The organism is Rossellomorea sp. NS-SX7, from assembly GCF_052828565.1.
Window position 1 is genome coordinate 2,196,403 of record NZ_CM128249.1, and the last position, 24,559, is coordinate 2,220,961.

General features: G+C 39.9%; 33 protein-coding genes. 12 read left to right on the top strand and 21 right to left on the bottom strand.

All coding sequences use genetic code 11. The features are described 5' to 3' along the window. Positions 1–33: 33 nt before the first annotated feature. Entirely contained in the window at positions 34–432 is a 399-nt protein-coding gene (locus tag ACUXV2_RS10900) for a secondary thiamine-phosphate synthase enzyme YjbQ (protein WP_446243238.1), read from the top strand. 48 nt (positions 433–480) lie between these two features. Here ACUXV2_RS10900 and ACUXV2_RS10905 read toward each other — a convergent pair whose 3' ends face one another. Further along, the gene (locus ACUXV2_RS10905; protein ID WP_446243239.1) at positions 481–867 is read right to left on the bottom strand and encodes a thiol-disulfide oxidoreductase DCC family protein; all 387 of its coding nucleotides are present in this window, start codon (positions 865–867) and stop codon (positions 481–483) included. Positions 868–907: 40 nt separating this feature from the next. Further along, positions 908–1,489 carry a histidine phosphatase family protein gene (locus tag ACUXV2_RS10910; RefSeq protein WP_446243240.1) on the bottom strand — a complete coding sequence of 194 codons (582 nt, stop codon included), beginning with the start codon at positions 1,487–1,489 and terminating at the stop codon, positions 908–910. Positions 1,490–1,675: 186 nt separating this feature from the next. Here ACUXV2_RS10910 and ACUXV2_RS10915 point away from each other — a divergent pair, with 186 nt between their 5' ends. Beyond that, positions 1,676–1,876 (top strand): hypothetical protein, encoded by a 201-nt coding sequence (locus ACUXV2_RS10915; RefSeq protein WP_446243241.1) that lies wholly within the window; start codon positions 1,676–1,678, stop codon positions 1,874–1,876. Positions 1,877–2,233: 357 nt separating this feature from the next. Here ACUXV2_RS10915 and ACUXV2_RS10920 read toward each other — a convergent pair whose 3' ends face one another. From ACUXV2_RS10920 to ACUXV2_RS10940, 5 genes are all read right to left on the bottom strand, one after another. After that, the gene (locus ACUXV2_RS10920; protein WP_446243242.1) at positions 2,234–2,704 is read right to left on the bottom strand and encodes an NUDIX hydrolase; all 471 of its coding nucleotides are present in this window, start codon (positions 2,702–2,704) and stop codon (positions 2,234–2,236) included. Positions 2,705–2,781: 77 nt separating this feature from the next. Beyond that, positions 2,782–3,015, bottom strand: coding sequence for a hypothetical protein (locus ACUXV2_RS10925; protein WP_446243243.1), 234 nt, complete (start codon positions 3,013–3,015; stop codon positions 2,782–2,784). An 87-nt stretch (positions 3,016–3,102) separates the two neighbouring features. Continuing rightward, positions 3,103–3,447: a VOC family protein gene (locus ACUXV2_RS10930; RefSeq protein WP_446243244.1), complete on the bottom strand. Its 345-nt coding sequence runs from the start codon at positions 3,445–3,447 to the stop codon at positions 3,103–3,105. 27 nt (positions 3,448–3,474) lie between these two features. After that, positions 3,475–3,840, bottom strand: coding sequence for an aminoacyl-tRNA hydrolase (locus ACUXV2_RS10935; protein ID WP_446243245.1), 366 nt, complete (start codon positions 3,838–3,840; stop codon positions 3,475–3,477). A 98-nt stretch (positions 3,841–3,938) separates the two neighbouring features. After that, positions 3,939–4,274 carry a hypothetical protein gene (locus ACUXV2_RS10940; protein ID WP_446243246.1) on the bottom strand — a complete coding sequence of 112 codons (336 nt, stop codon included), beginning with the start codon at positions 4,272–4,274 and terminating at the stop codon, positions 3,939–3,941. Positions 4,275–4,428: 154 nt separating this feature from the next. Between ACUXV2_RS10940 and ACUXV2_RS10945 the strand changes: the two genes are divergently transcribed. The 3 genes from ACUXV2_RS10945 to ACUXV2_RS10955 are packed head-to-tail and all read left to right on the top strand — an operon-like array spanning position 4,429 to position 5,687. Continuing rightward, entirely contained in the window at positions 4,429–5,025 is a 597-nt protein-coding gene (locus ACUXV2_RS10945; RefSeq protein WP_446243247.1) for a TetR/AcrR family transcriptional regulator, read from the top strand. A gap of 3 nt (positions 5,026–5,028) precedes the next feature. Beyond that, the gene (locus ACUXV2_RS10950; protein WP_446243248.1) at positions 5,029–5,385 is read left to right on the top strand and encodes a DMT family transporter; all 357 of its coding nucleotides are present in this window, start codon (positions 5,029–5,031) and stop codon (positions 5,383–5,385) included. Beyond that, on the top strand, positions 5,373–5,687 hold the full coding sequence (locus tag ACUXV2_RS10955) for a DMT family transporter (protein WP_446243249.1): 315 nt from the start codon (positions 5,373–5,375) through the stop codon (positions 5,685–5,687). Before ACUXV2_RS10950 ends, ACUXV2_RS10955 begins: the two co-directional genes overlap by 13 nt. 26 nt (positions 5,688–5,713) lie before the next feature. On the opposite strand, the gene ACUXV2_RS10960 is transcribed toward ACUXV2_RS10955, so the two are convergent. The 4 genes from ACUXV2_RS10960 to ACUXV2_RS10975 form a co-directional block, all read right to left on the bottom strand. After that, positions 5,714–6,820: a Ger(x)C family spore germination protein gene (locus ACUXV2_RS10960; RefSeq protein WP_446243250.1), complete on the bottom strand. Its 1,107-nt coding sequence runs from the start codon at positions 6,818–6,820 to the stop codon at positions 5,714–5,716. Beyond that, positions 6,804–7,925, bottom strand: coding sequence for a GerAB/ArcD/ProY family transporter (locus ACUXV2_RS10965; protein ID WP_446243251.1), 1,122 nt, complete (start codon positions 7,923–7,925; stop codon positions 6,804–6,806). The genes ACUXV2_RS10960 and ACUXV2_RS10965 overlap by 17 nt, the downstream gene beginning before the upstream one ends. Continuing rightward, complete coding sequence (locus ACUXV2_RS10970) at positions 7,909–9,423, bottom strand: spore germination protein (protein WP_446243252.1); 1,515 nt, start codon at positions 9,421–9,423, stop codon at positions 7,909–7,911. The genes ACUXV2_RS10965 and ACUXV2_RS10970 overlap by 17 nt, the downstream gene beginning before the upstream one ends. 82 nt (positions 9,424–9,505) lie before the next feature. After that, the gene (locus ACUXV2_RS10975) at positions 9,506–10,285 is read right to left on the bottom strand and encodes a nucleotidyltransferase domain-containing protein (protein WP_446243253.1); all 780 of its coding nucleotides are present in this window, start codon (positions 10,283–10,285) and stop codon (positions 9,506–9,508) included. Between the two features lie 174 nt (positions 10,286–10,459). Between ACUXV2_RS10975 and ACUXV2_RS10980 the strand changes: the two genes are divergently transcribed. Beyond that, the gene (locus ACUXV2_RS10980; protein WP_446243254.1) at positions 10,460–11,563 is read left to right on the top strand and encodes an AI-2E family transporter; all 1,104 of its coding nucleotides are present in this window, start codon (positions 10,460–10,462) and stop codon (positions 11,561–11,563) included. A 34-nt stretch (positions 11,564–11,597) separates the two neighbouring features. Here ACUXV2_RS10980 and ACUXV2_RS10985 read toward each other — a convergent pair whose 3' ends face one another. Then, positions 11,598–12,293: a Type 1 glutamine amidotransferase-like domain-containing protein gene (locus ACUXV2_RS10985; protein ID WP_446243255.1), complete on the bottom strand. Its 696-nt coding sequence runs from the start codon at positions 12,291–12,293 to the stop codon at positions 11,598–11,600. Between the two features lie 97 nt (positions 12,294–12,390). Continuing rightward, positions 12,391–13,878 (bottom strand): glycine betaine uptake BCCT transporter, encoded by a 1,488-nt coding sequence (locus ACUXV2_RS10990; protein WP_446243256.1) that lies wholly within the window; start codon positions 13,876–13,878, stop codon positions 12,391–12,393. 414 nt (positions 13,879–14,292) lie between these two features. Here ACUXV2_RS10990 and ACUXV2_RS10995 point away from each other — a divergent pair, with 414 nt between their 5' ends. Both ACUXV2_RS10995 and ACUXV2_RS11000 read left to right on the top strand, forming a co-directional pair. Continuing rightward, positions 14,293–15,384 carry an endonuclease gene (locus ACUXV2_RS10995; RefSeq protein WP_446247051.1) on the top strand — a complete coding sequence of 364 codons (1,092 nt, stop codon included), beginning with the start codon at positions 14,293–14,295 and terminating at the stop codon, positions 15,382–15,384. A 177-nt stretch (positions 15,385–15,561) separates the two neighbouring features. Next, entirely contained in the window at positions 15,562–15,684 is a 123-nt protein-coding gene (locus ACUXV2_RS11000; protein ID WP_446243257.1) for a hypothetical protein, read from the top strand. Between the two features lie 80 nt (positions 15,685–15,764). Here the strand turns inward: ACUXV2_RS11000 and ACUXV2_RS11005 are convergent, their stop codons facing one another. The 3 genes from ACUXV2_RS11005 to ACUXV2_RS11015 all read right to left on the bottom strand — a co-directional run bounded on the left by ACUXV2_RS11005 (position 15,765) and on the right by ACUXV2_RS11015 (position 17,059). Next, positions 15,765–15,995 (bottom strand): hypothetical protein, encoded by a 231-nt coding sequence (locus tag ACUXV2_RS11005; protein WP_446243258.1) that lies wholly within the window; start codon positions 15,993–15,995, stop codon positions 15,765–15,767. A gap of 134 nt (positions 15,996–16,129) precedes the next feature. Next, complete coding sequence (gene cspD / locus ACUXV2_RS11010; RefSeq protein WP_032088076.1) at positions 16,130–16,327, bottom strand: cold-shock protein CspD; 198 nt, start codon at positions 16,325–16,327, stop codon at positions 16,130–16,132. Between the two features lie 180 nt (positions 16,328–16,507). Next, positions 16,508–17,059 (bottom strand): DinB family protein, encoded by a 552-nt coding sequence (locus tag ACUXV2_RS11015; RefSeq protein WP_446243259.1) that lies wholly within the window; start codon positions 17,057–17,059, stop codon positions 16,508–16,510. A gap of 234 nt (positions 17,060–17,293) precedes the next feature. Between ACUXV2_RS11015 and ACUXV2_RS11020 the strand changes: the two genes are divergently transcribed. After that, the gene (locus ACUXV2_RS11020; protein WP_446243260.1) at positions 17,294–17,545 is read left to right on the top strand and encodes a DUF2164 domain-containing protein; all 252 of its coding nucleotides are present in this window, start codon (positions 17,294–17,296) and stop codon (positions 17,543–17,545) included. A 28-nt stretch (positions 17,546–17,573) separates the two neighbouring features. Here the strand turns inward: ACUXV2_RS11020 and ACUXV2_RS11025 are convergent, their stop codons facing one another. The 3 genes from ACUXV2_RS11025 to ACUXV2_RS11035 form a co-directional block, all read right to left on the bottom strand. Further along, entirely contained in the window at positions 17,574–18,017 is a 444-nt protein-coding gene (locus ACUXV2_RS11025; protein WP_446243261.1) for a hypothetical protein, read from the bottom strand. A 693-nt stretch (positions 18,018–18,710) separates the two neighbouring features. After that, on the bottom strand, positions 18,711–19,340 hold the full coding sequence (locus tag ACUXV2_RS11030; RefSeq protein WP_446243262.1) for an NUDIX hydrolase: 630 nt from the start codon (positions 19,338–19,340) through the stop codon (positions 18,711–18,713). Between the two features lie 119 nt (positions 19,341–19,459). Then, complete coding sequence (locus tag ACUXV2_RS11035; RefSeq protein WP_446243263.1) at positions 19,460–20,449, bottom strand: cation diffusion facilitator family transporter; 990 nt, start codon at positions 20,447–20,449, stop codon at positions 19,460–19,462. Between the two features lie 200 nt (positions 20,450–20,649). Between ACUXV2_RS11035 and ACUXV2_RS11040 the strand changes: the two genes are divergently transcribed. Both ACUXV2_RS11040 and ACUXV2_RS11045 read left to right on the top strand, forming a co-directional pair. Continuing rightward, the gene (locus tag ACUXV2_RS11040) at positions 20,650–21,711 is read left to right on the top strand and encodes a DUF3900 domain-containing protein (RefSeq protein WP_446243264.1); all 1,062 of its coding nucleotides are present in this window, start codon (positions 20,650–20,652) and stop codon (positions 21,709–21,711) included. Positions 21,712–21,853: 142 nt separating this feature from the next. Continuing rightward, the gene (locus ACUXV2_RS11045; RefSeq protein ID WP_446243265.1) at positions 21,854–22,678 is read left to right on the top strand and encodes a GNAT family N-acetyltransferase; all 825 of its coding nucleotides are present in this window, start codon (positions 21,854–21,856) and stop codon (positions 22,676–22,678) included. A 48-nt stretch (positions 22,679–22,726) separates the two neighbouring features. Here the strand turns inward: ACUXV2_RS11045 and ACUXV2_RS11050 are convergent, their stop codons facing one another. Next, positions 22,727–23,221: a metallophosphoesterase family protein gene (locus ACUXV2_RS11050; protein WP_446243266.1), complete on the bottom strand. Its 495-nt coding sequence runs from the start codon at positions 23,219–23,221 to the stop codon at positions 22,727–22,729. A 106-nt stretch (positions 23,222–23,327) separates the two neighbouring features. On the opposite strand from ACUXV2_RS11050, the gene ACUXV2_RS11055 reads away from it, so the two are divergent. Then, positions 23,328–23,927, top strand: coding sequence for a class I SAM-dependent DNA methyltransferase (locus ACUXV2_RS11055; protein ID WP_446243267.1), 600 nt, complete (start codon positions 23,328–23,330; stop codon positions 23,925–23,927). 66 nt (positions 23,928–23,993) lie between these two features. Here the strand turns inward: ACUXV2_RS11055 and ACUXV2_RS11060 are convergent, their stop codons facing one another. Then, positions 23,994–24,359, bottom strand: a complete 366-nt coding sequence (locus ACUXV2_RS11060; RefSeq protein ID WP_446243268.1) for a VOC family protein — start codon at positions 24,357–24,359, stop codon at positions 23,994–23,996. Positions 24,360–24,559: the final 200 nt, after the last annotated feature.

Below are 24,559 nucleotides of genomic sequence, written 5' to 3' on the forward strand. Positions count from 1 at the left end.
AAAGAAGAGATTTTTCAGGAAGGAGTCATACGAATGAATGTAATGAACCTAGAAACTCATAATCGTGATGAGATGATTGATATCACCGGAAGTGTCCAAGACTTTATCGACCAATCAGAAGTATCTAATGGACTGGCCGTTGTACAATCACTGCATACCACTGCAGGGATTACAGTAAATGAAAATGCCGACCCTGATGTAAAGACGGATTTTCTAAGGCGCCTGGATGAAGTTTATCCTTGGAATCACTCCCTGGACCTCCATGGAGAAGGTAATACAGCGGCACACTTAAAGACAAGTACGGTGGGACATTCCCAAACGATCATTATTAAGGATGGACAATTATTGCTTGGTATGTGGCAAGGGATTTATTTGTGTGAATTTGATGGACCTCGAAATCGTAAGTTTGCTGTTACCATCATGGGTTCGTAAATTCTCTTCAAAAAAAAAGACTCCGATTGGATTCGGAGTCTTTTTGTCTTAAAGGAACCTGTCTTTGTTTTCTTTACTTGGAATCATACACGAATCATTACGGCCGAACCATTTATAGCGATTCGCAGCTATCCACCTGTATAATAAATCCCTGAGCGGCTTTGGAATCATCAAAAATACCCGGCACATTTTCCATGGCCATTTCAATCGGGACGCTATTCTTAAAGCGGCAGTCGATTCCAGATAACCTTTTCCATCCTTGATTAATACTAAACTGTCAACAGAGTCAGGAATATCATATTGCTCACTGAATCGTCTTCCGGCTTCACTTTGCAGGGAAGCAAACTTGAACTCCCGCATTGGATCTCGCTGAATGATAAAACGTACAGAGTTATTACATAAATTACAGACACCGTCGAATAATATGATGCCCATTGTCCCATCACCTCACAGTTATGTATAAAGTTCCGAAAGGTCACTTTTTAAATTCGATTAAATGATCTGTGACATTATAATCATCTACATTCCAGGTTTCCTCTTTGAAGCGGAGATTGGTCAAGCATCCGTTAAACAGCCTGAAGTTATCAAGCTTACTGCCATCTAAATGATACTTTTTTATTATGGCATGGATGACGGCACCATGTGATACCATCAATACTTTTTTATCGGGGAATCGTTTACTGACTTCCTTCAACCCTGCTTCTATCCGTTCTTCAAGTTCCTCGTCAGGTTCCATTCCGGGAAAGACGAAGGCAGGATATCTCTTCTCCCTTATTTCTCTCGTCAACCCTTCGCCTTCACCAAAATACCTTTCTTTGAAATCATTCATTTCAATAATCGGAAGATGAAGGGCTTCATTGATGATGTCTGCGGTTTCTTTCGCTCTCTTCAAAGAAGTGGTGAGGACCACATCCCAGTCCATATCCTTCAGGAACTCTCTGCATTCCTCAGCTTGCTTCCGACCTGTTTCATTAAGCGGGATATCCGTTTGTCCCTGAAGCCTCCCCTTAAGATTCCAGTCGGTTTGACCGTGGCGTACAATGCAAATATGGGTCATTCCAGCCTCTTCCCTTCTTCCATCTATCAGTTTAGATGTTTTTACTGATTTTATCACAAAAGGAGCTTTAATCCATGAGAAATTCCATTCTCTTTTCTATTCTTGATTCTTTTTCTTCACCTTCCAAATAATGTTTTATTTATAAATGAGAGGGAAAATAAAAAGAAAAAGGAGGTTAACGTTGTTATGAGAGCTGAATCAGGAATTGATCATCTTAAAAAGGGATCTGAGATAAAGGAAATATTTGAAGATGCATTACAGAGGAACCTATCAACGGAAGAAAACTTGCTCATCAATCATTGGGTACAGCATTTCAACAAGGAAGAAAGAGCCACTGTCATCAATATGATGAAAGAATTGGTCAATAAACATAAACGCCATGACTAAAAGTTAGTGGCAAATAAAAAGGAAAGTCCCTCATTAACATTGGACTTTCCTTTTTTGTTTCCGCTTCTATCGTTAAAAGATAGCGGATATTTAAACAGTGATTGCTATTAAACATTATAAATCATCGGTTTGTTCCAAAAGTCGATCTATATCGAATCTATAAATTGGCGTGTGAATATCCTCTTGCGCAAGATCTGCGGTATCTTCCAGTATTTCATCAATATTCATACTCAAAATACCTCCCCGGTTGTTTAGATGATCATTCATTCATGAAGACCTGCTATCACACTATTCGTTCATGCCTGATCATTTTTTGGGGGTGTTTTTCTGTTTTTGAAAATTGCTGTTGAAATTTTTTTATTTATGTTCGTTTGTGCTGTATTTTTTTGTATAATCTTGTACCATTTCTCTATGACTCCCTACCATATTGGATGGGAGGTTCCCTAAGGGGTGAAATTCGAGTTTGATGGATTCTGATTGTTCAGCTTTCATTTCACCGTGGTATTCATTTGTGAAGTAGGCGGTGGCAACAACATAAAATTCATCACCGTTTTCGGCCTTTATGTACTGATCTTTTCCTGAATATACATTTAATAAATGGAGTTCCCCTAATTGTAAATTCGTTTCCTCTTTTACTTCTCTACGTGCAGTTTCTTCAGTAGATTCCGCCAACTCCATCAAACCTCCAGGCAGTCCCCATTTACCGCTTGGATATCGCCTCTGCTGCAAAAGTACATTTTTACTGTCATCGAGTATGATGACAACTGCGCCCGGAAGGATGAGTGGCCGGGTCCCCACCAGTTTTCTTATTTCCTCTATGTACCCCATCCAAATACATCCTTTCTGATAACACACATAAAATAACATAACCCAAGAAGCATAAATGCTTCATTGGGTTATCTCAATCAACGTATTTCATTTTCAAATGAATCTGTGCTGTTCGTCTTATAACTCGGTTCCAGTCTTTCGATGGCTTGAATCAGCTTGCGGTCACTCTCTGTTTTATGTTTCATAAAACTCATCGCTTTAAAGATGAACACAATTGACAATACTGTAATAAATAAAGCGATCCCGATATACAGAATGCTAAAAAGGCCAAAGAATACACCAATCCCTTCCATTGCCATACCTTGTTCCATAACCCTTCACCTCCATATTTACATTATATAGAAAAATCATCCATTTTCACATCTAAATGGAATTAAATCAGAAAATTGCGCCCCTGCTTACATTGCTAAAAAATGACATACCTCAAATGGATTACCGTCCAAATCCTTGAATTCAAAATACGTAACCCCGTCGTCAGTTCGTATGTCCCCTGCCTTCACTTTCCGATCGAGCAGCTTTAATCTTGTTTCTTCTAACGCATCGGAAAACAAGATGGTCTTTGTTGATGAAGAACGGACTTCCCCCTCTTGAATGGTGATGGAGGCTTCTCCGGATCCTACCTTAAACACAATATAGTACCCGGTATGAAACAATTCCTCGAGTTCAAGCACCGTCTTATACCACAAACGGGCACGTTCTAAATCAGTGACTGAAATATGTATTGTATCTATTTTAGAAAACAAATGACAACACTCCTTCTAACAATAAGTTTAGTCCTTTAACAATGAAAGGTGCCCGACGAACTCTTTTGCTTCCCACTTATCCATTGGCGGCAATGCTATTACCGTCAGTGAATCTTTTTGAATCTCGGTTAATCCACTATCCCGGATACTGAAGAATCCGTTTCTTTCAAGTTTCTCAAGATCAACTTGTTTTCCTTTCAGAATGATTTTTTTCATGCCGGTTTGCAGCCATTCAACAAATTCAGATTGTCTTTCTTTAAATGAAGTATTGGTCGAAGCCATTTCAATGGTGCTTAGGGTTGCTGCGTGTGCCACTTGTGCAGCTGTCTTACCTTTTGACATGTTCAATTCACGATTTACGACGAAATATTGGACAAGGTCTCTATTTGTCACTATCCTATTCCCCTTTCACACTCTCATAATCCTAAAAAAAGTATAAATCCATACTAGCGTTTTTCCTGGGATATTGGAAATGTAAAGAAAAAGAAAGATTACTTTCTTCTGATTTTCACTATTTTATCATTATTGACTGTAACATTTACCTCCTCACCAATTCGGTAATCTGCATACCTTTCACAATCAATCCTGTAAATGGCAGTCTTATGGTTGATGTTGAATTTAATAGCACAACCTGAACCTTCTCTTTTGATTTCTTCACCCGACATGATCCCTGTAAGAAATCCAGGCGTTTGACGGGGATAATACTTTTCTTCAACCGTCATCCACCTCTCATCCTTTGATGCAATGAACCCTTTGTAAATTAGCAGTAAGACTAAACAAACCAGCGTAAGACATAATACCGCAATTTTCACTTTTGCTTTCTTCATGTGTTCCCGGCCTCTCTGTTTGAAATCAACAGAGCCATTATATGAATTGTCAAACTAAATAATGACAATCATTTTTCGGTTGCATTTAACGAAAAAAGAAGTTAGAATTTAACTAACGAACGGTAGTTAGTTTAGATTCGGAGGCGTTCATGCTATGAAACAGAATAACAAAAATAGAATCAAACAAGCAGCTTTACATTTGTTTGGTGAAAAAGGTTATGAAGACACTTCCCTTCACGAAATCGCAAGCTTGGTTGGCATTAAAAAACCATCAATTTACAATCATTTTGACAATAAAGAAGATATATTTTCTGCTGTATTGGAAGATTTGCTCATCACTGAAACAACAGCTTATCAACACCTTCAGCAGCAAATGAAAAAAGGGTGTCCAAAAGCCAATTTAAGACTATTATTCGATTTGTATTGCAGCCGCTTGATGACTACTGAAGAAGCATTACTATGGAAACGGGTAACCTTTTTTCCTCCTCTTCAATTTAAGGATATGATCGAGGAAAAGTTCTTTCAGTTTGAAGAGGCGATAACTTCCATATTATCTGGCATTTACGAGGATGCTGTTGATATGGCTGCCTTGAGAGAAGTCGACAAGAATGACTTTGTTGCTTCATTCTTATGTCTGGTTGATGGAATATTCCTGGAGCACCATTACTACAGTGAAGATATCTTCCAACAACGGATGAATGCTGTTTGGAGAGTATATACTTTAGGGATTTTTGAAGATAAAGGAGAATGATGTATGGGTTGGGTTTATGTCATTATAGGTGGACTGATTGAAATTGGCTGGGCAACCGGTCTATCATTATCAAAAGGGTTTACAAAACCTCTGCACAGTATCATTACTGCATGTTTAATCGTAATCAGCTTTTATTTCTTTTCAAATTCGATGAGGCTGCTGCCAATCGGCACTGCATATGCTGTGTTTACAGGGATAGGTGCGGCTGGGACAGCCATGGTCGGGATGACCTTTCTTCATGAGGGAGTCAGCATCCTGAAGGTTGGATTCATCACCCTTCTTCTCATCGGGGTGATCGGACTAAAAATGAGTGACAATGAAAAAAAAGATCAAAGGAGGACTGAAGAATGGCCTGGGTAATATTGATTGCTGCCGGTTTATCCGAAGTCGTCATGGTGACGTTCATGAAACTTTCAGATGGATTTAAAAAAGTGGCTCCTTCTATCATCAGTTTTTCTGCAGGCGCATTGAGCTTTTATTTACTTTCACTTTCCCTTTTGGATATTCCTGTATCAACAGGATATGGAATATGGACAGGTATCGGTTCTGCAGGGGCGGTTCTGATCGGAATGTTGTTTTTCAAAGAGGAAAAACATCCCTCGAGAATATTTTTTATCGGTCTGATTATCATCAGCATTATTGGTCTTAAGACTGTATCATAAAAAGTGTCCAGTTTCCGCTGGACACTTTAATTAATGATTCCATGACCGACAATCTCAGTTTCAATCTTCGGGGTGATTGTGATCTCTGGGTAGTCTTCTTCCCAATTGATCTTTTCCCATGTTTTCGGATGAAATGCGATCAGCTCTCTTCCGATTCCAAATAAATCTGAGTTGGCTGTTTGGATTGTTTCCATCAGCTTCTTGGAACGTTTTAATAAATCTTTTTCAATTTTTTGATTGATTTTCTCAATGTTTTTTTTATCGGTTAGTTTATCTGCAGGATATTCGCTGATTGTGATGCCGGCTTTCAGACTGATCTCTACCTTGATGTTATGCGGGGAATCAGAGACTATTTTCATTTTGGATTTTGGATTTACGATATTATAGGCAATGTAATCATCCAGCGGTGTTTTATTATTAGTATCCACTTTTGTAACGAATCTTGCTTTTTTCGCTTTATTGTCAGAAAGAATAAGGAATAAAGATGATTGGGATACGCTTAACTCCCCTGTCATGGAATGTTTGTGGAAAAGAGCATTACCCTCTATCTCTACCTCACCATCTTCCATTGATAATAACGGAATCATAAAGTCTTTTCCTTCATCGAACATCACCGTACATATCGTTTGAAGATTGTGTATATCTACTTCTGTCCCCTCTTCTGAACTTTTGATTTGTTCAGCGAGATATTCAGAAATCAGCGTGTTTTTCTGACCAAGCGTAGAGAGAATGTCCGCGGCTCTTCCCTCAGCGACAGCGATTTTGGATGAAATGGAGCTGGTTGGATCTCTGTAAAACACATCTAAAAACTGATAAATATCTTTTTGGGCAAGATCTTCCCCAAGGATGAAAACCCTGTTCTTCGATGGCTCGAAACTTCCATTAATCTTACGGTCCATTTTCAGTCTTGTTTCCCGAAGGGTTTTACCTGTATCCTGTATTTCTACATTGGTAGGGGTTTGTCCCTGAAAATCCCGTATGATGGCCGTAGTCAAGATCTTATCGCCATCTTCTAAATCAAATGCTGAAGAATAAACAAGCCTCGAATCTTTTAACAATCTTTGATCCCAGCAGCCAGTCAATAAAAGATGAATTAAAACTAATGTCACAACTGCTTTATGCTTTTTCTTCAAGCTTTTCACTCTCCTTTTTCTTGGAGATAAATGACATAATCAGTAAGAGAATCGGGATTGCCAGCACAAAAATATACGATAAGGTGAGCACCCAGTTATTAATAACATCCATTTCTTCAGTCTTTCCCGGTATGAGTGCAATAAAATATGCAAACATCCCCCAAAACACAGCACAATAACCTCTTTTAAGCTTCTTGAATTTTTTAAATAAATGGCTGCAGCTTTCAGTACAAAGAAACAGATAACTGGTCAAGGATGTAATGACGTTCACGACCCAAAACGATGAAAACAACAAGTCGACCCTTTCAATCACTTGCAAGTACAGGGATTTCACATAATATAAAACAGGCTGGGGAACGATTTTTAACTCTTCCGGGCTGAAAGTGACTATACTGGCGATTGTTAAAAAAGCATATACCAGCGTCACTGATAGATTTGCAGTGGTGACAGCTTTCAGTATCGCCCGTTCACCATTGTGGTTGAAGTAAGGGTACAAAATTAATAAGAGTTCAAAACCAAGCATTGAAAAATACGCTTCCTTAGCTCCTTTCAAAATGGTCATTCCTCCTGATGCTCCTATGGGGAACAGGTATCGCCAATCAACTGGATAGATGAACAGCACGATGATTGAAACGACCATTAACAAAATGATGAGGACAGTCACTACAACATAGACGTTGCTGATTGCCATTACCTTTTCTTTTCCTAAATAAAGTGCAGGAAGGACCAACATGAGCATTAAGACCCATTTAGGAGTATGAATCAGTGACCAGGTTTTAATGATGGAAGTCGAATACATCAGTATGATACAAGTCACAAGCACGCCATAAATGAGGTAACCTATACTAATGAGAGTCCCTGCGAATTTACCCAGTAACAGTTTAGAATATTCAAAAATGGATTTTGAGGGAAACCTGCGCCCCAATAGCCACAATAATGTTATGATGAGCTGTACTCCTGCTCCTGCAGCCAATACAGATATCCAAGCATCCCCTTTGGAGACAGAGAACACGTTAAATGGGAGTCCCAGGACCCCTACGCCGATTTGTGTTTGAATAATGAAAATGGTCAATTGAAGTGATGTAAGATCAATCTGCTTTTTCATCTTGTTTCCATCCTCTTGAGGTTGATGATGTCCTCCATTTGTATCGGGCATTCAAGTCGCCCGGTCTCGTCTTTATGAGCCAAATTGGCAACCTGATGAGCGTATCTTTTAATCTGCTGATATCCAAAGGAGCGATAGGATACAAGTAGTAATGTCCAAGTGACTTCAATTTCGAAATATGAATGAAGATCATCATCAGTCCGATCACGATGCCGAAAAATCCAAAGAGAGCTGCCATCAGCATTAGCGGAAACCCTAATATTCTAAGAGATGTGCTCAGTTCATTTGAAGGGATGACAAAGGACGAAATGGCTGTGATTGCAACCACAATGACCATGGTGTTAGAAACTAGATTCGCTTCCACTACGGCAGTTCCGATGACAAGACCTCCGACTACACCGATGGTCTGAGCGATCGGATTAGGCAGTCTGATCGATGCTTCCCTAAGCAACTCAAGTGTCAGCTGCATGATCATCGCTTCAATGAGGGGAGGAAATGGAACATATTCAAGTGAACTTTTAATGGTAAAAATGATTTCGATCGGAATGACTTCATAATTAAAAGAAATGACCGCAATATAGACAGCCGGCAGACATAGCGCTATGATGAAGCTGAATAACCTGACTAGTCGAAAGAAGGAACTGATAAACGCACGGTTATTATAATCTTCCGTTGTTTGTAAAAAGCTGAAAAATGTAACCGGAAAAATCATGACCGTCGGACTGCCCTCCATGACCAATGCCACTCTGCCTTCCATTAAATTTGCAGCGACGCGGTCAGGCCGTTCCGTGTTTAAAAATTGAGGGAACGGAGAAAAAGAATCATCTTCTAAATACTCCTCGAAATAACCCGGAGATTGGATCGAATCTGCTTCAATATAGCTAATACGATTCTCAATGGTTGATAGTAAATCGGGATCCGTAAGCTCTGATACATAAACTAACGCGTATTTCGTTTTAGTCGTTTCACCGACAGTCGCGTATTTTACCGTCACTCGGGGATTTGATATCCGCTCTCTAATGTAGTGAATATTTTTCGTGATACTTTCTTGGAACCCTTGGTGTGATCCCCTGATAACCTTTTCATTGAGAGGTTCATTCAGATTTTCATCAACTTTGGGCATGCACACCAGGTACATGTCTTCCGATTCTTCGGTCAATATCAGACAATGCCCGTCCACCATTGCGCTTAACACTTCATCCATGCTTTGTGTTTCGATAATTGCATTTGCGCTTATTACATTTTTCAGCTCTCCGCTGCTATTTTCATTGATGGGTTTGATGACGTAGGTTTGCAGATTTTTATTATCAATGACGGAATCTACGAACAAGATGCACAATGACTTTCCATTGAAACTTAGTTCTCTTATTTTGAAATCCTGTGTATCATAAAGTCCCTGTTTAATTTCTATAATTTTCTCTTCAAGTCTGTTCGAATGCACCTCTTCTGTAATCAGCTGTTTTATTTTTCTTTTATTCTTTCGTTCAAATCCACTCATCACAACACCTTCAATTAGCTTGTTTCTTGTTAGGTTCTCCATGTCAATCTTAGTTATGCACACTAGCCGGATACATACTTAATCAACGTAATCCCTTCACATTCCAAATAAGTTCAAGTATATAGAGGAATACATCATTGAATTCTTCCATATCACAAGGAGTTTCACTGAAGTGTATATTCACTTGTTCCTCGATCGTTATGAGTTCCAGATTGATCTGTTCTATCAATGATTTGAACCGTCTGTGATCAATTCTACCCGTCCCTTGCATTTTTACATTCAGTAATGTTTCAATATCTTCTTTAACGGCTTTATTGAGGTGTAATGTTTTCAACATGATAAAGATGTCGTTTGGGGGGACTGTCTGGTAGCTAATCAACCAAAGGCTCGAAAGAAACGGTCTGATCACATTCAAATAGCTTTTTACAGTGTTCACAGTGTCCCCTGTCACATGAATACTATTTTTCTTTGCCATCCTCACATAGTGATTAAGTACTCTATACGGTGAAAATCCCTTAGTGGTCAGATTCCTGATTTTCCCCACTGCATGATGCTCTACATAAACGTTTTCTTTAGTTAACCACTCCAGTATAGAGGGGTTTGATTTATGAAGGAGTGACAACGCTTTCTTTAAATCCCAGCCCACAAACTCCATTCGATGAAAGATCTTATTTTCTATGACATCTTTTTTATTCAGAAGAGAAAGATAATGACGCAGGGGATGTACATAGATAAACCTGATGTCATAGTCGCTGCTGTCGGATTCATATCCCCAGGCTCTGCTCCCTCCCTCCACGGCATAAAGGATTTTCACATCGTGCTGTTCTTCAATTTTCAGCAGTTCGCTTAATACCCTGTCCATGATTGTGTTTCGTTCCTTTCCTTGAAAAGATATTAGTAGTAGTTTATCCCACCATTTTGTTATACTTAATGGAAACATTCTAAATCCAGCAAATGGAATGTGCAGATTACTTACATAATTTCACATACGTACTTTTCAGATCCTTCATATTAAACAGATTCAGAGGTGAAACGATTGAACAGGAAGAAATTTTACACATGGAGTCTGCAAGTCCTCATCATCTTGACGATCATTTATGTAGGAACGAAGATTTCCTTTTTATTTCAACCTATAGGCGTCCTTTTTTCAACATTGTTTTTCCCGATTATCATTTCGGGCTTTCTTTATTTCTTATTGAACCCCCTCGTCAATTTGCTTGAGAAGGCAAGGCTTCCAAGGACATTAGCCATCATTGTCCTGTATGCTTTAATCATCGGCCTCCTGGCATTGATTATCGGGAATATCGCCCCGATCATTTCAAGGCAGGTGACGGGTTTAATCAATGAATTGCCCGAGTATGTAAAACAGACCCGTGATTTTATCGAATATCTTTCCCAAACGGAACAATTTAAATGGATGATGAATCAGGATTATGTATCGATTAAAGATATCGAGAAACAGCTCGCTGATTTCGCCAATACCCTTCCTGACAATATCACTGCAGGGATTAAAGGCTTTTTCAGTATCCTTACCAGCATTGCCATAACGATTGTGACTGTTCCTTTCTTATTATTTTTCATGTTCAAGGATGGCCATAAACTTCCAAAGGCCATTTCCAAGTTTTTACCTCCTTCTTATCGTGAAGAAGGGTTAAAGACGTTAAAGGATACCAACGAAACACTTGCTGCCTATATTCAAGGTCAATTACTTGTCGCTTTATTTGTAGGAACGCTTACTTTTATCGGTTATTTGATCATCGGACTTCCTTTTGCACTTGTCATGGCTTTGATCGGTGCCGTTACGAATATCATTCCTTATATCGGACCATTCCTGGGTGCTGCTCCTGCAGTAATTGTCGCTCTGTTTGATTCACCGACTAAAGCGATTCTTGTCATTGTAGTCATCACAATCGCACAGCAAATCGAAGGAAACGTCCTTTCTCCTCTCATACTTGGAAAGAGACTGGATACACACCCAGCTACAATCATCATTCTATTGCTTGTCGCAGGGAACTTAGCAGGAATATTGGGAATGATTCTTGCGATTCCTACCTATGCTGTGGCGAAAACGATTGTTTTGAATTTGATTAAGTTTATTAAGCTCCGACGTTCCGGCTTCGATGAATTGAGACGGGAATAGAAAAAAGTTACAACCATTTGGTTGTAACTTTTTTTCAGCTTCCGAGATACCTAATGGTAATTTTCTTCTCTATGATGTTTCCTGTATGCTGTACAGAAAATGCGTTGGCATTTGGACGAGAACTGACTGCATTGATCAATTCCTTCCCATGGAAATGAAGCGCGGCACCATCATCCACACCATAGCCGCCTTTAAGCCTGCCTGCTTCTATCAAACTCTGATATGCCGGTCTGCGTTCAATCTCCCCGTCATAATGAGGACTGTGACTTCCTTCTAGGAATCCCAGTCCCTCAATGACTTCGAGCCCCTCACCATAAGAATCTGTCACTCCTTCTTCAAACCAGCAAATCGATCCAGCGCTTAATCCTGAAAGGATCGTACCGTTATTCCATGCTTTTTCCAATATTTGATCCACTCCCCATTCCCTCCAGAGCGCAAGCATGCTTTTCGTATTTCCACCGCCTACATAAATGATGTCCTTCTCTAGGATGTAGCTTTCAAGATCTCTTGTCGGAAGCTTGAACAGAGATAAATGCGACGGCTTGCAGGAAAGAGTGGAAAACGCTTTGTAGAAACGTTCTATATAGCCTTCTGCATCCCCGCTTGCTGTTGGCAGGAAACAAATCTCCGGGGATTTTTTATCCGACTGGTCGAGAATATATTGATCGAGCAGGAGATTATCAGGCTCCATCGAGAAGCCTCCCCCTCCCATTACGATGATTTGTTTCATCAATCATCACTACCTTTCAAAATTTATTATAAGGATTATTTTACCATAAAAAAAGCCCCCGGGGTTTGTAACCCGGGGACTATCAGGAATTTTCCCATTATGTTTTTTTCGAGTCTTTGAGATCCTTCTGGAATGAAATGACCATACCGTAGGTCATCACCAAGAGAACCACTCCCAGTGGTAGAGCAGTTATGATTGTCGCAGCCTGCAGTCCACTGTAACCTCCGGACCCCATCAGGATGGCAGCAATCGCAGCCAGGATGATTCCCCAGCTGAACTTTACAAAGAATGGGGGATTGAGATTTCCATTCGAAGTCTGCATACCAAGTACAAAGGTGGCTGAATCTGCAGACGTAACAAAGAATGTAATGATAAGAAATAGCGAAATGACGGATAAAACACCGCTGAGCGGCATCAGATCGTAGACATAGAATAAAGCCGTTTCGAGACTTTGCCCGGCTACATCCATTCCTTTCACGACATCAAAATACAGGCCGGTCCCTCCGAAGACACCGAACCACAAAGCACAAACGACCGTCGGCACGATGATGACGGCAACGATGAATTCCCTGACTGTCCGTCCCCTTGATACCCTTGCTATGAAGGTTCCTACAAATGGGGTCCAGGAAATCCACCATGCCCAATAGAAGATGGTCCAATCCTTCACCCATTGATTATCTTCCTTGATGAACGGGGAGAATCTCAACCCCATGCTTGGAAGTTTCTGAACATAGCTTCCGAACGTTGTCAGGAATAATTCAAGTGTGAATTGTGCAGGTCCCAATAATAAGAAACCAAAGAACAGAATGACAGCAAGAACCATATTGGCATTACTCAGATACTTGATCCCTTTTGAAAGACCTGTTGCTGCAGATGTGATGAACAGAACAGTGGCGATGCCGATGATGATCAGCTGTACGCTGAAGCTGATCGGTATATCAAGAAGGTAATTCAGGCCGCTGTTGATTTGCTGAGCTCCGATCCCAAGCGAAATCGCAACCCCGAATATCGTGGCGAAAACAGCAATGATATCGACGGTATAACCAATCGGTCCATTGATTCTTTTACCGATGACAGGGTAAAGTGTCGCACTCATGAGACCGGGCATGTCCTTCCTGAACTTATAGTAAGCTAGTGCCAATGCGACGACGGCGTAAATGGCCCAGGCATGGAAGCCCCAGTGAAGATATGTATAACGAAGGCCGATTTGAGCGGATTCGATCGTATTCCCTTCTCCGAATGGCGGTTTCGCATAATGTGAGACAGGCTCTGATACACCATAGAATAAGAGTCCGATTCCCATTCCTGCACTGAATAACATGGCAAACCATGTCGGTGTTGAATACTCAGGTTTATCATCGTCCTTGCCGAGCTTGATCTTCCCGTATTTACTGAACGCGAAGAATATTGCAACCACAAAAAAGAACGTGGCGGAGAACTGATAAAACCATCCGAATTTATCGAGGAGGATCCCTTGGATATTGGACATGACAGAAATCAAGTTATCCGGGAATATCACACCCCAAAGTACGAATATGATACCAATCGTGATGGATATCCAAAACATAGGTGTAAACTTCTTCAAAAACACTTCCCCTTTCTTACTTCTTTCTCTTTTCGTCAGGTTTAACATACTATCACAAACTTAGTAATACCCCAACCCCTTCTCTATTAAACCTTTGTCTTAGTAGCATCTGACTATTCAGGTTTATGGGCAGATTGTATCAACTTTTATATTTGAATCGAAAATCTCTCCACCCCCTCTCCTTCTTATTGTACGCTTAATAAAAAGGCATCGTTGACTGCCTTGGCTGTTACTATTCCTCTTCCCTTTCATAGGACAAGGGACAATCATTTATATGAATAGTACGTTCAGCGGCGATCGATATAAAAGGAGGTTTATTGGATGTCAAACCGTCGATTTTATCAAGTACGGGTACTATTCTTCATTACGTTGCTGCTGACAGGCTGCAGTGATTTTAATGGGAACGGGTCCGATATGGTTTCACAAACTACCGAAGATGATATTCCCGGAGAGCAATTGTCCGTAAGTGAAGCCTTAGACAAACAAGATGGAACCAACGAGACGGTCACCGGCTATGTCGTCGGTCAGCCCATCTCGGAAACGAAGATCATGACGAATGATTTTCCGAGTGATTATGCAATGGGAATTGCCGACTCAGCAAATGAGACAGATGTCAATAATATTCTTTACGTACAAGTACCTTCCGGATTCCGGCATACTTTCGGTCTTAAGAGCAACCCCTCCCTTTTCGGAAAGAAACTCTCAATATCAGGGACATTGACCAACTATTTTTCACATCCTGGGCTGAAAGCTCCAGACGATTTTACATTAACCAGAGAACACGATCCCATCGAGGTACCTGATCAACCCTTTCCCCCTGAACTAGAAGAATATTACCGTCAAGCAGATGGAAAAACGGGACAGGATTTAAGACGCACGCTTCATGACATCATTGATGACCACCATGAACTTACTTACAGAGCGGTTTGGGAAGCTTTAAAAATCACAGATGAGGACCCGGAGGACCCTTCTCGAGTCATCCTTTTCTATACAGGGCGTTCCCAGTCAAAAACGCAAAATGGCGGAAATGTGGATGACTGGAACCGCGAACATGTATGGGCCAAGTCGCACGGAGATTTTGGCACATCTCAGGGACCCGGGACTGACCTTCATCACCTTCGACCAACGGATGTAACGGTCAATTCTTCCAGAAGCAATCTGGATTTTGATAATGGCGGCGCCCCACACCCTGAAGCTCCAGAGACTTTCTATGACAAAGATTCCTGGGAACCCAGGGATTCTGTCAAGGGTGATGTGGCCCGCATGCTCTTCTACATGGATGTACGCTATGAAGGAGACAGCGGTGAACTGGACCTTGAGCTGAACAATGAAGTTGAAAACAACACAAAACCCCTTCATGGGAAATTGGAGGTATTATTGGAGTGGCATAAAGAAGATCCTGTGGATGCTTTTGAATTAAGGAGAAATCAAATCATTTTCGAACGTTATCAAGGGAATAGAAATCCTTTTGTAGATCATCCGGAGTGGGCGGATGAGATATGGTGACAGTCTCCGAAATATAAGGAGAAAATGTAAAGCCGATGGTAGATAGTCTCCATCATTTGTGGATTCATTCAACTCACAACCCGCTTCTTTCAACGATTAATTGAATAGAAAAAAATTAAATGAATGGTATATTTTCCTCTCATCCGGGCATCTTAATGTAGGACGGAGGTGATAACCATGACAAACAACAAACAAAAGCCACAACAACAAAAAAATGAAGCAGAATTCGCTCAAGAGCAAAACGCTGCTCAGAAAGCTCGTAAAGCTGCTCAACAGCAACAAAACCAAAACAATAAGTAATAGACATATAATTCAAACGCTGTATACTTAATGAAGAAAGAGACCGGATAAGACCGGTCTCTTTCTTTATATGTCAAAGACTATTTTATACTGTCATTTTGCTTCACCTTTTTAGTAAATGGTTTATAAGTTATCAGCACGGCCATTGCAGCTGCTATGACATTGATCAATGTACTTATCATTGGATGACCGGCAAATCCACCATCTTTGTATAGATAAGTAAGGATCAATCCTGTAATGATGCTCAATATGATGCTTGTACCTACAAAAACCCCTGCAAAGATAAAAAATTTTTTAAAATAGCTCCACAATATCCATCACCCCAATGGTAAGAATGTAAAGAACAGGGAAAGTTATATATAATATAATTATGTAAACTTGAGGATGGTATATCAAAAAAACAGAGTACGTAAAATCGCACTCTGTCTGAAGTTATACTATTTAATTACTTTTGAACGTTAGCTGCTTGTGGTCCACGAGCACCTTCAACGATTTCAAATGTAACGTCTTGTCCTTCTTCTAGTGATTTGTAACCTTCACCTTGGATAGCAGAGAAGTGAACAAAAACATCGTCTTGACCTTCAACTTCGATGAAACCGAAACCTTTTTCTGCGTTGAACCATTTAACTTTACCTTGTAGCATAAAACAAGTACCTCCTAGTGCAGTCGCACATAAAAATATTAATATTCTTGCGTCGATTAAGCTTCAAGACGAATGTTCTTCTATCATGTAAATTAACCGAACAAAAATAATTATTTATACTATAACAGACTGTTCTTTAAAACTCAAGAAAAGGAAAAAAAATAGGTCAAACTACTGTGTTTAATCTATTTTTTCCATTTCTTTTTCTTTAGAATAGATTTTTTTGATCATGCGTATCTGACCGCGATGATTAATTTCGTCTTCAAAGACATGAAACCATTTGAAAAAGTTATTTCCTTTTTTTCCATACCACCAATCGGTTTCCTCATATAGCCATTCTTCAGGCAATTCCCTGAAATGGTCTATCGTTTTTCTTCTGGTCGCGTCCAATCTGTCGAGATACTCACCGACTTCCTTTCCTCTGATCACTTCCGCTGCTTGCCCCAGGCTAAGTGCAGGTTCTAGGCTATCCGCATATCGGTCTATCTCCTCATCACTTAAATCAGAAAAAGTCAGTGCCTGATAAATCTTTTCCACTGCATCAAAATGAGCCAAAAGCATCCCGATCGAGTTCGCTTCGTCGTGAGCCCTGTAGTCCAATTCTTGCATTGAAAGATTTTCAACTTCCTGTATCGTCGTTAACCTCGCGTAATCCATCATCGACACGAGAAGTGCAAAGTCTTTTTGCAAACCGTATTTTTCCTTAATCAAAAACATTGAATCTTGATCCATTGTAATGCCCCCTTTATATACTCTTCTATACTAATTAGATAAAAGTTATCCATTTCCTTCCTCCATTTAGATCCTGCTTATCATTCGGAAAATTCAGAATATATACATGCATAATTAAATTAAATAGTAGAAAATAGTAAGTTTACCATAGTAGAATTTTTTGAGCGTAACTGTTCATCCATGGGTCTCATCATATGTTAAGATGATAGGAAGTACGAATGGAGGATTGAATAGATGGCTTTTACAAAAATACCAAAAGAACAAAAAGATGAAATGATGCAGAGCATCCAAACCTTTTATTATGAACAAACCGGCGACGAAATTGGAGACCTGGGAGCGGAAAATTGGTTTGATTTCTTCTTGAGGGAAATCGGTCCATTTCTTTATAATAAAGGTGTCGAGGACTCTAAGAGGGTCCTGATGGATAAAATGCTCCTCATGGAAGATGATTTATATGCATTAAAAAGACCTCTGCACCGTAGATAACAAATAAAAAGCAGAGCCTAGAATGGCTCTACTTTTCTTCCACCTTATGTAATACCTGATCATCTATCCTGCCTTTTTTGTTAACGACTTCGAGGGTAACAGCTTTCTCTTCCTTGTCTTTAATCACTTGGATCAACTCGTCAATTTTTTCCGGCTGTTTAATTTTGAGAGTCGTTTGAACTTCAAATTCTTCAGATTTCTTTAAATCCCCATCACTCTTCAATTCTTTATCGGTATATACTAAATCTGTCCCGACTGCATTTCTAATCGTGCTGCCTTGAAGGAAGAAACGGGCTTGGAAAGATGTGTCGGGCTCCAATGTCCGATCTGAAAGAACCCCTTGAAATGTTATGGTATGATCGACTTTGTTAATAATCACTTTTCCACCGGTGATCATCTCGGCTGCATTTCGATTACAGCCTGACAATAAAATGATGAATAAAAGTGCGATGATTGTTGATTTTACCTTCAATTGTATATCCTCCTGCTATGTTTGTCTGTAAGATGTGTTTGAATTTTTTCACTACTGATGCAACCTTTTTCCTTTGCTTCTAAACCTTTCTTCATGATCTTCCTTGGCTATTTCTGGTTTCCTTTGCTCATCCGTTTACTCCGTCAAATTCATCTCCATATATTTTATCACAGGATGAAAGCTCTTACTTCATTTATTGGACTAAAATCACAGTACAACTATATGATAAGGTTTATTAGTGGAAATTTATGCGTTGGGGGTAAATTAAGGGGGAATTAATTTGCAGCATCTATCCAGCATGAAAAGAGAGAATTTTAGCAGGGGTACTCACTTAATGTCGTGCAATACAATAAAATCCTCTCTGTGTATGTTGTTTGCTTACCGTACAAGAAAATGATACTATTTCACCGCCTTCTTGCCGGGATGAATGGTTTTGTTGCAGACTGCTTTCAAAATAAACATCTTTTCTTGTACACTCAGCATTCTCCATGATTTTGCACGAATGATCATTTCTTCCCCTCCTGATCTGATTTCTTTCATTTGTATGTTGTTTACCTCTATTTAAACAAGTACAAACCAAACAAATACCGACAGTAAGGCAAATAAAAATACTTTCTCCGACAAATTTCATTGCAGAAGAAAGTGAAAATAACAAGAATGTGTCTTTTCCATTTGCATTTTGTAGAAAGTAAATTAATTATTTTTGTTTGAAACGATCTCAATGAAATGATGAAGGATTCTGGCAGTCAATCCCCAAATCACTTTGTCTTCATAATAATAAAAATGTTCTTTCATATTCCTTGGCTGAAAGTCATAGTTTTCTCCACCTGGTATGTTCTTATATGGAAAATTCTCTTCAGGTTCCACCGAAAATTTAATATCATATAACTCCGGTTCCTTTTTTTGAAGTACCTTCAATGGGGATGTGAACACTTCTTCCACTTCATCCCCGTTCGGTTTCAGGTCCTTTATCCCTGTATTGATTTTCCCTGCAAACGGGTAGATGATCGTACCAAAAGGAGAGACCAGGTAATCCAAGGGGTGAATATCACTGATCAGTTTTTGAGGGATGCCCAATTCTTCAGAGGTTTCCCTTATGGCTGCTGACTTTGCATCCCTATCAGTCCTATCGATTCTCCCACCCGGAAAACAAATTTCACCCGGCTGTCTCCGCAAATTATACGATCTTACCTCAAACAAGATATGTGTTGCATTATCAACTTCTATTAAAGGCACTAGAATGGCATATTCGCTAAATTTTTCACTGCCCAGGATCTTCGGGGTACGTCCCTTTATTGTTTGAATGATGTCATCTCCGTTCATTTCTACACCCCCATTCAACTATTTCTTTATTATAATATGAACAAGCATGTGGACAAAATGATAAGGTTCATGTTTATTCAGCAAAAAAACGGCAATGAGATGACTGCCGTTTTCGCATTTTAATGTATTGTGCCATCATCTCTTTCCCATCCCTGGACACCATCGTCTTCAATGATTCCAAGTGTAACGTCCGTTAGATCAGGGTCAGCAATCAACTTTTCCTGGATTGCGAATTTAATGTCGTCCGCCTGTGATAAAGGAAGGCCTTTTTTAAGCTCGAGATATGCTTCGACATGATAGTATCTCCCTTCCTGGATAATTCGCATTTTAAATATATCCATGACCATTTCGTGTTCGAGTATCATATCGGCAACCTTGTCTTCGACCTCTTTTGGGGCAGCCACTCCTATAAGTCCAACCATATTATCGTATCCCACTCTGAAGGCAACACCGACCATCAGAAACCCAATGATGATTGTCACGATTCCATCCAGCAGCTGAAACGCTGTGAAGTATGAAACGAGGACCGCAATAAGAGCGAGTACAGCACCACTTACTGCTACGACATCCTCATAGAAGACGAGCCTCGTGGGAGGGGAAGCTTTCTTCACGTTTTTGATTGCACCTTGGATGATTCCCATGCCCTTCCTGATATCCCTGGCTTCCTCCCCTATTTCCTTCATCACCTTCACTAAGATTGCTCCATCTATAATGATATTCAGCAGTAAAATTGATAGATTGAGCAGAATTCCCCTTACCTCAGCCGGATGATTTATCAGGTGAATACCTTCTTTGATTGTCTCATATGCCATGATGGATACAACAATCACTGCAATCATACAAAATAGATTGATGACACGGCCGAAACCTGTCGGAAACTTTTCAGTGGGTTCTTTCTCGGACAGAACACTTCCTACGAACACAAATCCCTGATTTACAGAGTCTGCCAGTGAATGCATAGCAGATGCAAACATCGCACCGCTTCCGCTGACCATATAAGCAGCTCCTTTAGCAACTGCAAGTACAGTATTTCCTATCATCGCATACAACGAAGATTTATTCCCTTTCTTTACCAATTCCCATAATGATTGCTTACTCAAAACATTCACCCCCGTACTTTCTTTTTGCCATTATCGTATAAGAAGTTCTATATTGTTCTTGTTGTCTGATAAGGACTTCAATAAAATTTAGTATCTCTCAAAAGGATAAGTTTCATTAGTGAATTGACGAACCATTATCGCTTTCTTATACTGAAAAAATATAAGGATTCTCTGAGAGAAAATCATCCGCAAAGAAATGGAGTACAAAAATGGATTTTACGATTCAACACCTTTCTTTTTATTTAATACAAGTAGATGGAAAAGGCGAAGATGCAGATAAACATTATAAACACTTTCAAACCCTTTCTTCCGATCAATATGAGGAAAGTCACCTGAAGACATTTCTAGATGGAGAATTGACTAAAATAGTCAAGAGGAAGGTCGATCGTCACGCCAAGTCGGAATCAGCCCCTACGAAAATTGGACGATTTATCGTAGAACCGGGTCATGAATTAACGTCAAATCCTAATTACAATTTATTTCATAAAACGAGATTTGCTGAAGATAAAGAGACATTCAGGGAAGCTTGTGACCAAATTGTTCAAATGTATATTGAAACGAGTGCGATTCGCGGCGGAGCTTTAGTAGTTGCTACTGCGAAATTGACAAAATTCTTCGATGATCCGTTTGTCTTCATTATGAAATGCGACTTCGAACCAAAGGTGGCTAGGATTACAGATGCATCCACCCTGATACACAATGTCGAAATGGCCATCACCACCAAGAATATGAAATCGATTCAATATCCTTATATGCCGGAAGAAGGAATGATGGATTCAGCCGAACTGAAAATCCATCAAGCATCCCATGCACGCTACTTTGAAGACTTCCTTAAATGGGTTGAATATGAGAAATCGATGCCCGAGATCGTGAAGTCCCAGGTGTACGGGATGGTAAAGGAACATATCGAAGAAACATATGTGGAAGAAAGCGACGAACGGGTAGAGTTCGAACAGGCAATGGAGGAATGGGCGATCAGCCCCAAGCGCGAGCTGCAGGAACGGTTCTCCACTGAGGAGGTTGTAGAGGCTGCTTCTCACATTGTCGAGCATTCTCCAGAAGTGGAATTGAAAGTCAAGCTCGATCACGTTTCGGTAAAAGCTCTTCTCTCCGACTTTGGTGACAGCATTCATTTAGCAAAAGTGAACGGAAAATATATCCTTATGATCGAGAGTGAATCCGTGATGTTCGAAAAAGGGTTTTCACCTTTGGAATTTTTAAAACCTGACGATCTTCATGACGTGATCCAGCGTATAGAAACAAAAGAATAGAGTAAGAATGTCACGGATCTTTCCGTGACTTTTTTGATGGTCAGTTGTCTGTGTTAATGGAGTTTTTCAAGAAACAGTTGTTTTAAAGATGGATATCAAATAAAATTAGTAAGAAAATTCTATCTTTTACAGGAGAGTTACCATGTTAAATAAGAACCAGCTTAACGAAATCAAGTCCCTCCAGGATATTTGTGAAAACCATGATGAGATAAAGTTGAAATTGAATTGGGATATGCTTGTTCATAGAGGGTCTCTAAAAGATGATTATTTTTATTATGATGAGGATCAATTGGCCGGATATCTGGCTCTTTACGGTTTCGGTAATCAATATGAATTGTGCGGGATGGTCCATCCCCTGAACAGGAAACGGGGAATCTTTTATCAAATATTCAGCGAAGCGCTGGAGTCATTGAAAAACAGGGATGCGAGTTCCCTTCTCATCAATGTCCCCGGTACTTCTCAATCTGGCAAAAAATTCGCTTCTTCTGTTGGGGCAGCATATGACTTCACAGAGCATGAAATGAAATGGGATCCGAATAGTCATCTATCCTTGCCTGAGAATATCGTTATCAGAAAAATGAGGGAAGAGGATATTCCCTTTTGCATCAAATTAGACATTGAATGTTTCGGTACAAGCCACTCTGATGCTGAATCCAGGATGAAGCAGATTAGTAAGGAAACCGGACAAAGAAGTTTGATGATCGAAGTTGGCGGAAAAGCTGTCGGGAAAATCCGGGTACAGCGCATGCAGGGACAGAGCTTCATCTATGGATTTGCGGTTGACCCTTCTTTTCAAGGTAAGGGAATCGGACAAAAGGCACTCTCGCTTACTGTCAGAGAGGAATCCAAATGGACAAAGGATATATTCCTTGATGTTGCAGCGACGAACAGCAATGCATTGAAACTCTATGAAAAAAGTGGTTTTAAAACGATATACAGCCAGGATTATTATCGGTACAATATTTAACTTTAATCAGGTGGTAAAAAGGGGATGCTGACCATTTACCACCCTTTTTCAAGAGTAAAACTTATGCTGGATGGACCACTTGGATTCGTCTTCAATGGTAAGCACACCATGAGAATACATCGGCTGCCTGCGCTTATCCGTCGGTGAACCCGGGTTGAATAATACTACACCTTGGTGGTACCGTAAATAAGGAATATGAGAATGACCGAAGACGATTAGATCAACCGGATCGGCATTAAATGCTTCCTCTGCTCTTTTTTCAGTTGTCTTGCCGCTGCCGTCTCCATGAACGATCCCTATCTTCATTCCATTCAATACTAATTTTGTTTTCTTAGGGAGAATTTCCTTTAATTCCTCATCATCGACATTTCCTGCCACACCGGTCATTTCCCCGAATTCCATCAATCGGTTATAAGTGTCTACAGTCTGAAAATCACCGGCATGAATAATATATTCACTTACTTTTAAATCACTAATAAGTTCGTCCGGAAATCCCTTTCCCTTCTTTGGCAAATGTGTGTCTGAAAGTATCGTTATTTTCATCTTCTTCTCCTTTCGATATAAAATCAAAACGATTAGGATTACCTGATGTTTCAAAATGGCTGGCTGGTGGAAAGATGGAATTATCAAGAATAAATGAGGGGATCACATGCTATTTTCACTACAAAAACAATTCAAGCGCCCGAAGGGGATCATGGGATGGATCGTCGGAAAGGTAATGGAAATCGACAATAGAAGAATCAATAAATGGTCCATCCAGCGACTTCCTATCAAAAAAGGGGATCACATCCTTGAAGTAGGCTTCGGACCTGGTTATTGCATTAATAAAATCATTCAGAAATACCCTGGTACCTCGGTAGATGGAGTCGACATCTCTTCTACGATGAAGGAGGCTGCCCATCAAAAAAACAAGGCTGCCATCGAAGAAGGCAGAGTCCGTTTATTTGTCCATGACATCTCACAATTTCACTCAAAAGACGAGAAGTATGACCATATCTTCTCTGTGAATAATTACCCACTTTGGAATGACTCTAAAAGTGCACTGTACCATATACATCGCATGCTCAAACCTGGCGGATCCCTTGTTATCACTGTACAACCCAGGGGAGATGAAGAAAAAGACAGCAGAGCACACAGGTACGCGCAACAAATTACGGACGAATTGACCTGTGCAGGATTTAAAAACATTCAGATATCCTATAAAAAAGTACGTCCTGCATTGACTGTTTCTGTAAAGTGCACTAAATGATAGTTAACCTCCAACGAACCAAGTGGGAGTTTTTTTTCCTGTATTTTCAATCAAATGTTCCATCCATTATCCTGTGCAAATCATCAACAGATTACCGTTCAAATCCCGAAAATTAAAATAGGAAAAGTCGGGGAAAGTGACAATTTCTGATTCTACAACGACACCTCTTGAAAGGAAGTCTTCCCTTACTCGATCTATTTCCGTTGTATGAATATTACAAATGGGCACGGTGGATGCTGAAGGGATATATGACTCTTCTTTTTCTAAAGTCAGGGATGTCTCCCCCATTGAAAACGTATAAACAGGCAGACCATCTATTTCACGATATTGCTCTTGATCTACTTCAAGTCCCAATATCTGCCGGTACCAATCTACAGATTTCCTCAAGTCAGCAACAGGAATAAATACAGTATTGATTTTATTTACTATCATTATCAAAGCCTCCTTGTTTTTCCAAAAGTATACTCCTTAAACTGGATGTTCAATTTAACACTAACTGAATTTTCCAAATGAAACAACAAAAAGAGGCTGGGACTAAACTAAAAAACCACCACATAAAGACGAATAATCTTCAGAGGAGTCTCTTAATACCGCTAATGATTTCCGTGCAAGACTACGCTTTCCGCGGGTAG

Bases quoted from the DNA above. Each gene is read 5' to 3' on its own strand.
- ACUXV2_RS10900 (WP_446243238.1), top strand. From the start codon at position 34: ATGAATGTAATGAACCTAGAAACTCATAATCGTGATGAGATGATTGAT.
- ACUXV2_RS10905 (WP_446243239.1), bottom strand. From the start codon at position 867: ATGGGCATCATATTATTCGACGGTGTCTGTAATTTATGTAATAACTCT.
- ACUXV2_RS10910 (WP_446243240.1), bottom strand. From the start codon at position 1,489: ATGACCCATATTTGCATTGTACGCCACGGTCAAACCGACTGGAATCTT.
- ACUXV2_RS10915 (WP_446243241.1), top strand. From the start codon at position 1,676: ATGAGAGCTGAATCAGGAATTGATCATCTTAAAAAGGGATCTGAGATA.
- ACUXV2_RS10920 (WP_446243242.1), bottom strand. From the start codon at position 2,704: ATGGGGTACATAGAGGAAATAAGAAAACTGGTGGGGACCCGGCCACTC.
- ACUXV2_RS10925 (WP_446243243.1), bottom strand. From the start codon at position 3,015: ATGGAACAAGGTATGGCAATGGAAGGGATTGGTGTATTCTTTGGCCTT.
- ACUXV2_RS10940 (WP_446243246.1), bottom strand. From the start codon at position 4,274: ATGAAGAAAGCAAAAGTGAAAATTGCGGTATTATGTCTTACGCTGGTT.
- ACUXV2_RS10945 (WP_446243247.1), top strand. From the start codon at position 4,429: ATGAAACAGAATAACAAAAATAGAATCAAACAAGCAGCTTTACATTTG.
- ACUXV2_RS10950 (WP_446243248.1), top strand. From the start codon at position 5,029: ATGGGTTGGGTTTATGTCATTATAGGTGGACTGATTGAAATTGGCTGG.
- ACUXV2_RS10955 (WP_446243249.1), top strand. From the start codon at position 5,373: ATGGCCTGGGTAATATTGATTGCTGCCGGTTTATCCGAAGTCGTCATG.
- ACUXV2_RS10965 (WP_446243251.1), bottom strand. From the start codon at position 7,925: ATGAAAAAGCAGATTGATCTTACATCACTTCAATTGACCATTTTCATT.
- ACUXV2_RS10970 (WP_446243252.1), bottom strand. From the start codon at position 9,423: ATGAGTGGATTTGAACGAAAGAATAAAAGAAAAATAAAACAGCTGATT.
- ACUXV2_RS10975 (WP_446243253.1), bottom strand. From the start codon at position 10,285: ATGGACAGGGTATTAAGCGAACTGCTGAAAATTGAAGAACAGCACGAT.
- ACUXV2_RS10985 (WP_446243255.1), bottom strand. From the start codon at position 12,293: ATGAAACAAATCATCGTAATGGGAGGGGGAGGCTTCTCGATGGAGCCT.
- ACUXV2_RS10995 (WP_446247051.1), top strand. From the start codon at position 14,293: ATGGTTTCACAAACTACCGAAGATGATATTCCCGGAGAGCAATTGTCC.
- ACUXV2_RS11000 (WP_446243257.1), top strand. From the start codon at position 15,562: ATGACAAACAACAAACAAAAGCCACAACAACAAAAAAATGAAGCAGAA.
- cspD (WP_032088076.1), bottom strand. From the start codon at position 16,327: ATGCTACAAGGTAAAGTTAAATGGTTCAACGCAGAAAAAGGTTTCGGT.
- ACUXV2_RS11015 (WP_446243259.1), bottom strand. From the start codon at position 17,059: ATGGATCAAGATTCAATGTTTTTGATTAAGGAAAAATACGGTTTGCAA.
- ACUXV2_RS11020 (WP_446243260.1), top strand. From the start codon at position 17,294: ATGGCTTTTACAAAAATACCAAAAGAACAAAAAGATGAAATGATGCAG.
- ACUXV2_RS11030 (WP_446243262.1), bottom strand. From the start codon at position 19,340: ATGAACGGAGATGACATCATTCAAACAATAAAGGGACGTACCCCGAAG.
- ACUXV2_RS11040 (WP_446243264.1), top strand. From the start codon at position 20,650: ATGGATTTTACGATTCAACACCTTTCTTTTTATTTAATACAAGTAGAT.
- ACUXV2_RS11045 (WP_446243265.1), top strand. From the start codon at position 21,854: ATGTTAAATAAGAACCAGCTTAACGAAATCAAGTCCCTCCAGGATATT.
- ACUXV2_RS11050 (WP_446243266.1), bottom strand. From the start codon at position 23,221: ATGAAAATAACGATACTTTCAGACACACATTTGCCAAAGAAGGGAAAG.
- ACUXV2_RS11055 (WP_446243267.1), top strand. From the start codon at position 23,328: ATGCTATTTTCACTACAAAAACAATTCAAGCGCCCGAAGGGGATCATG.
- ACUXV2_RS11060 (WP_446243268.1), bottom strand. From the start codon at position 24,359: ATGATAGTAAATAAAATCAATACTGTATTTATTCCTGTTGCTGACTTG.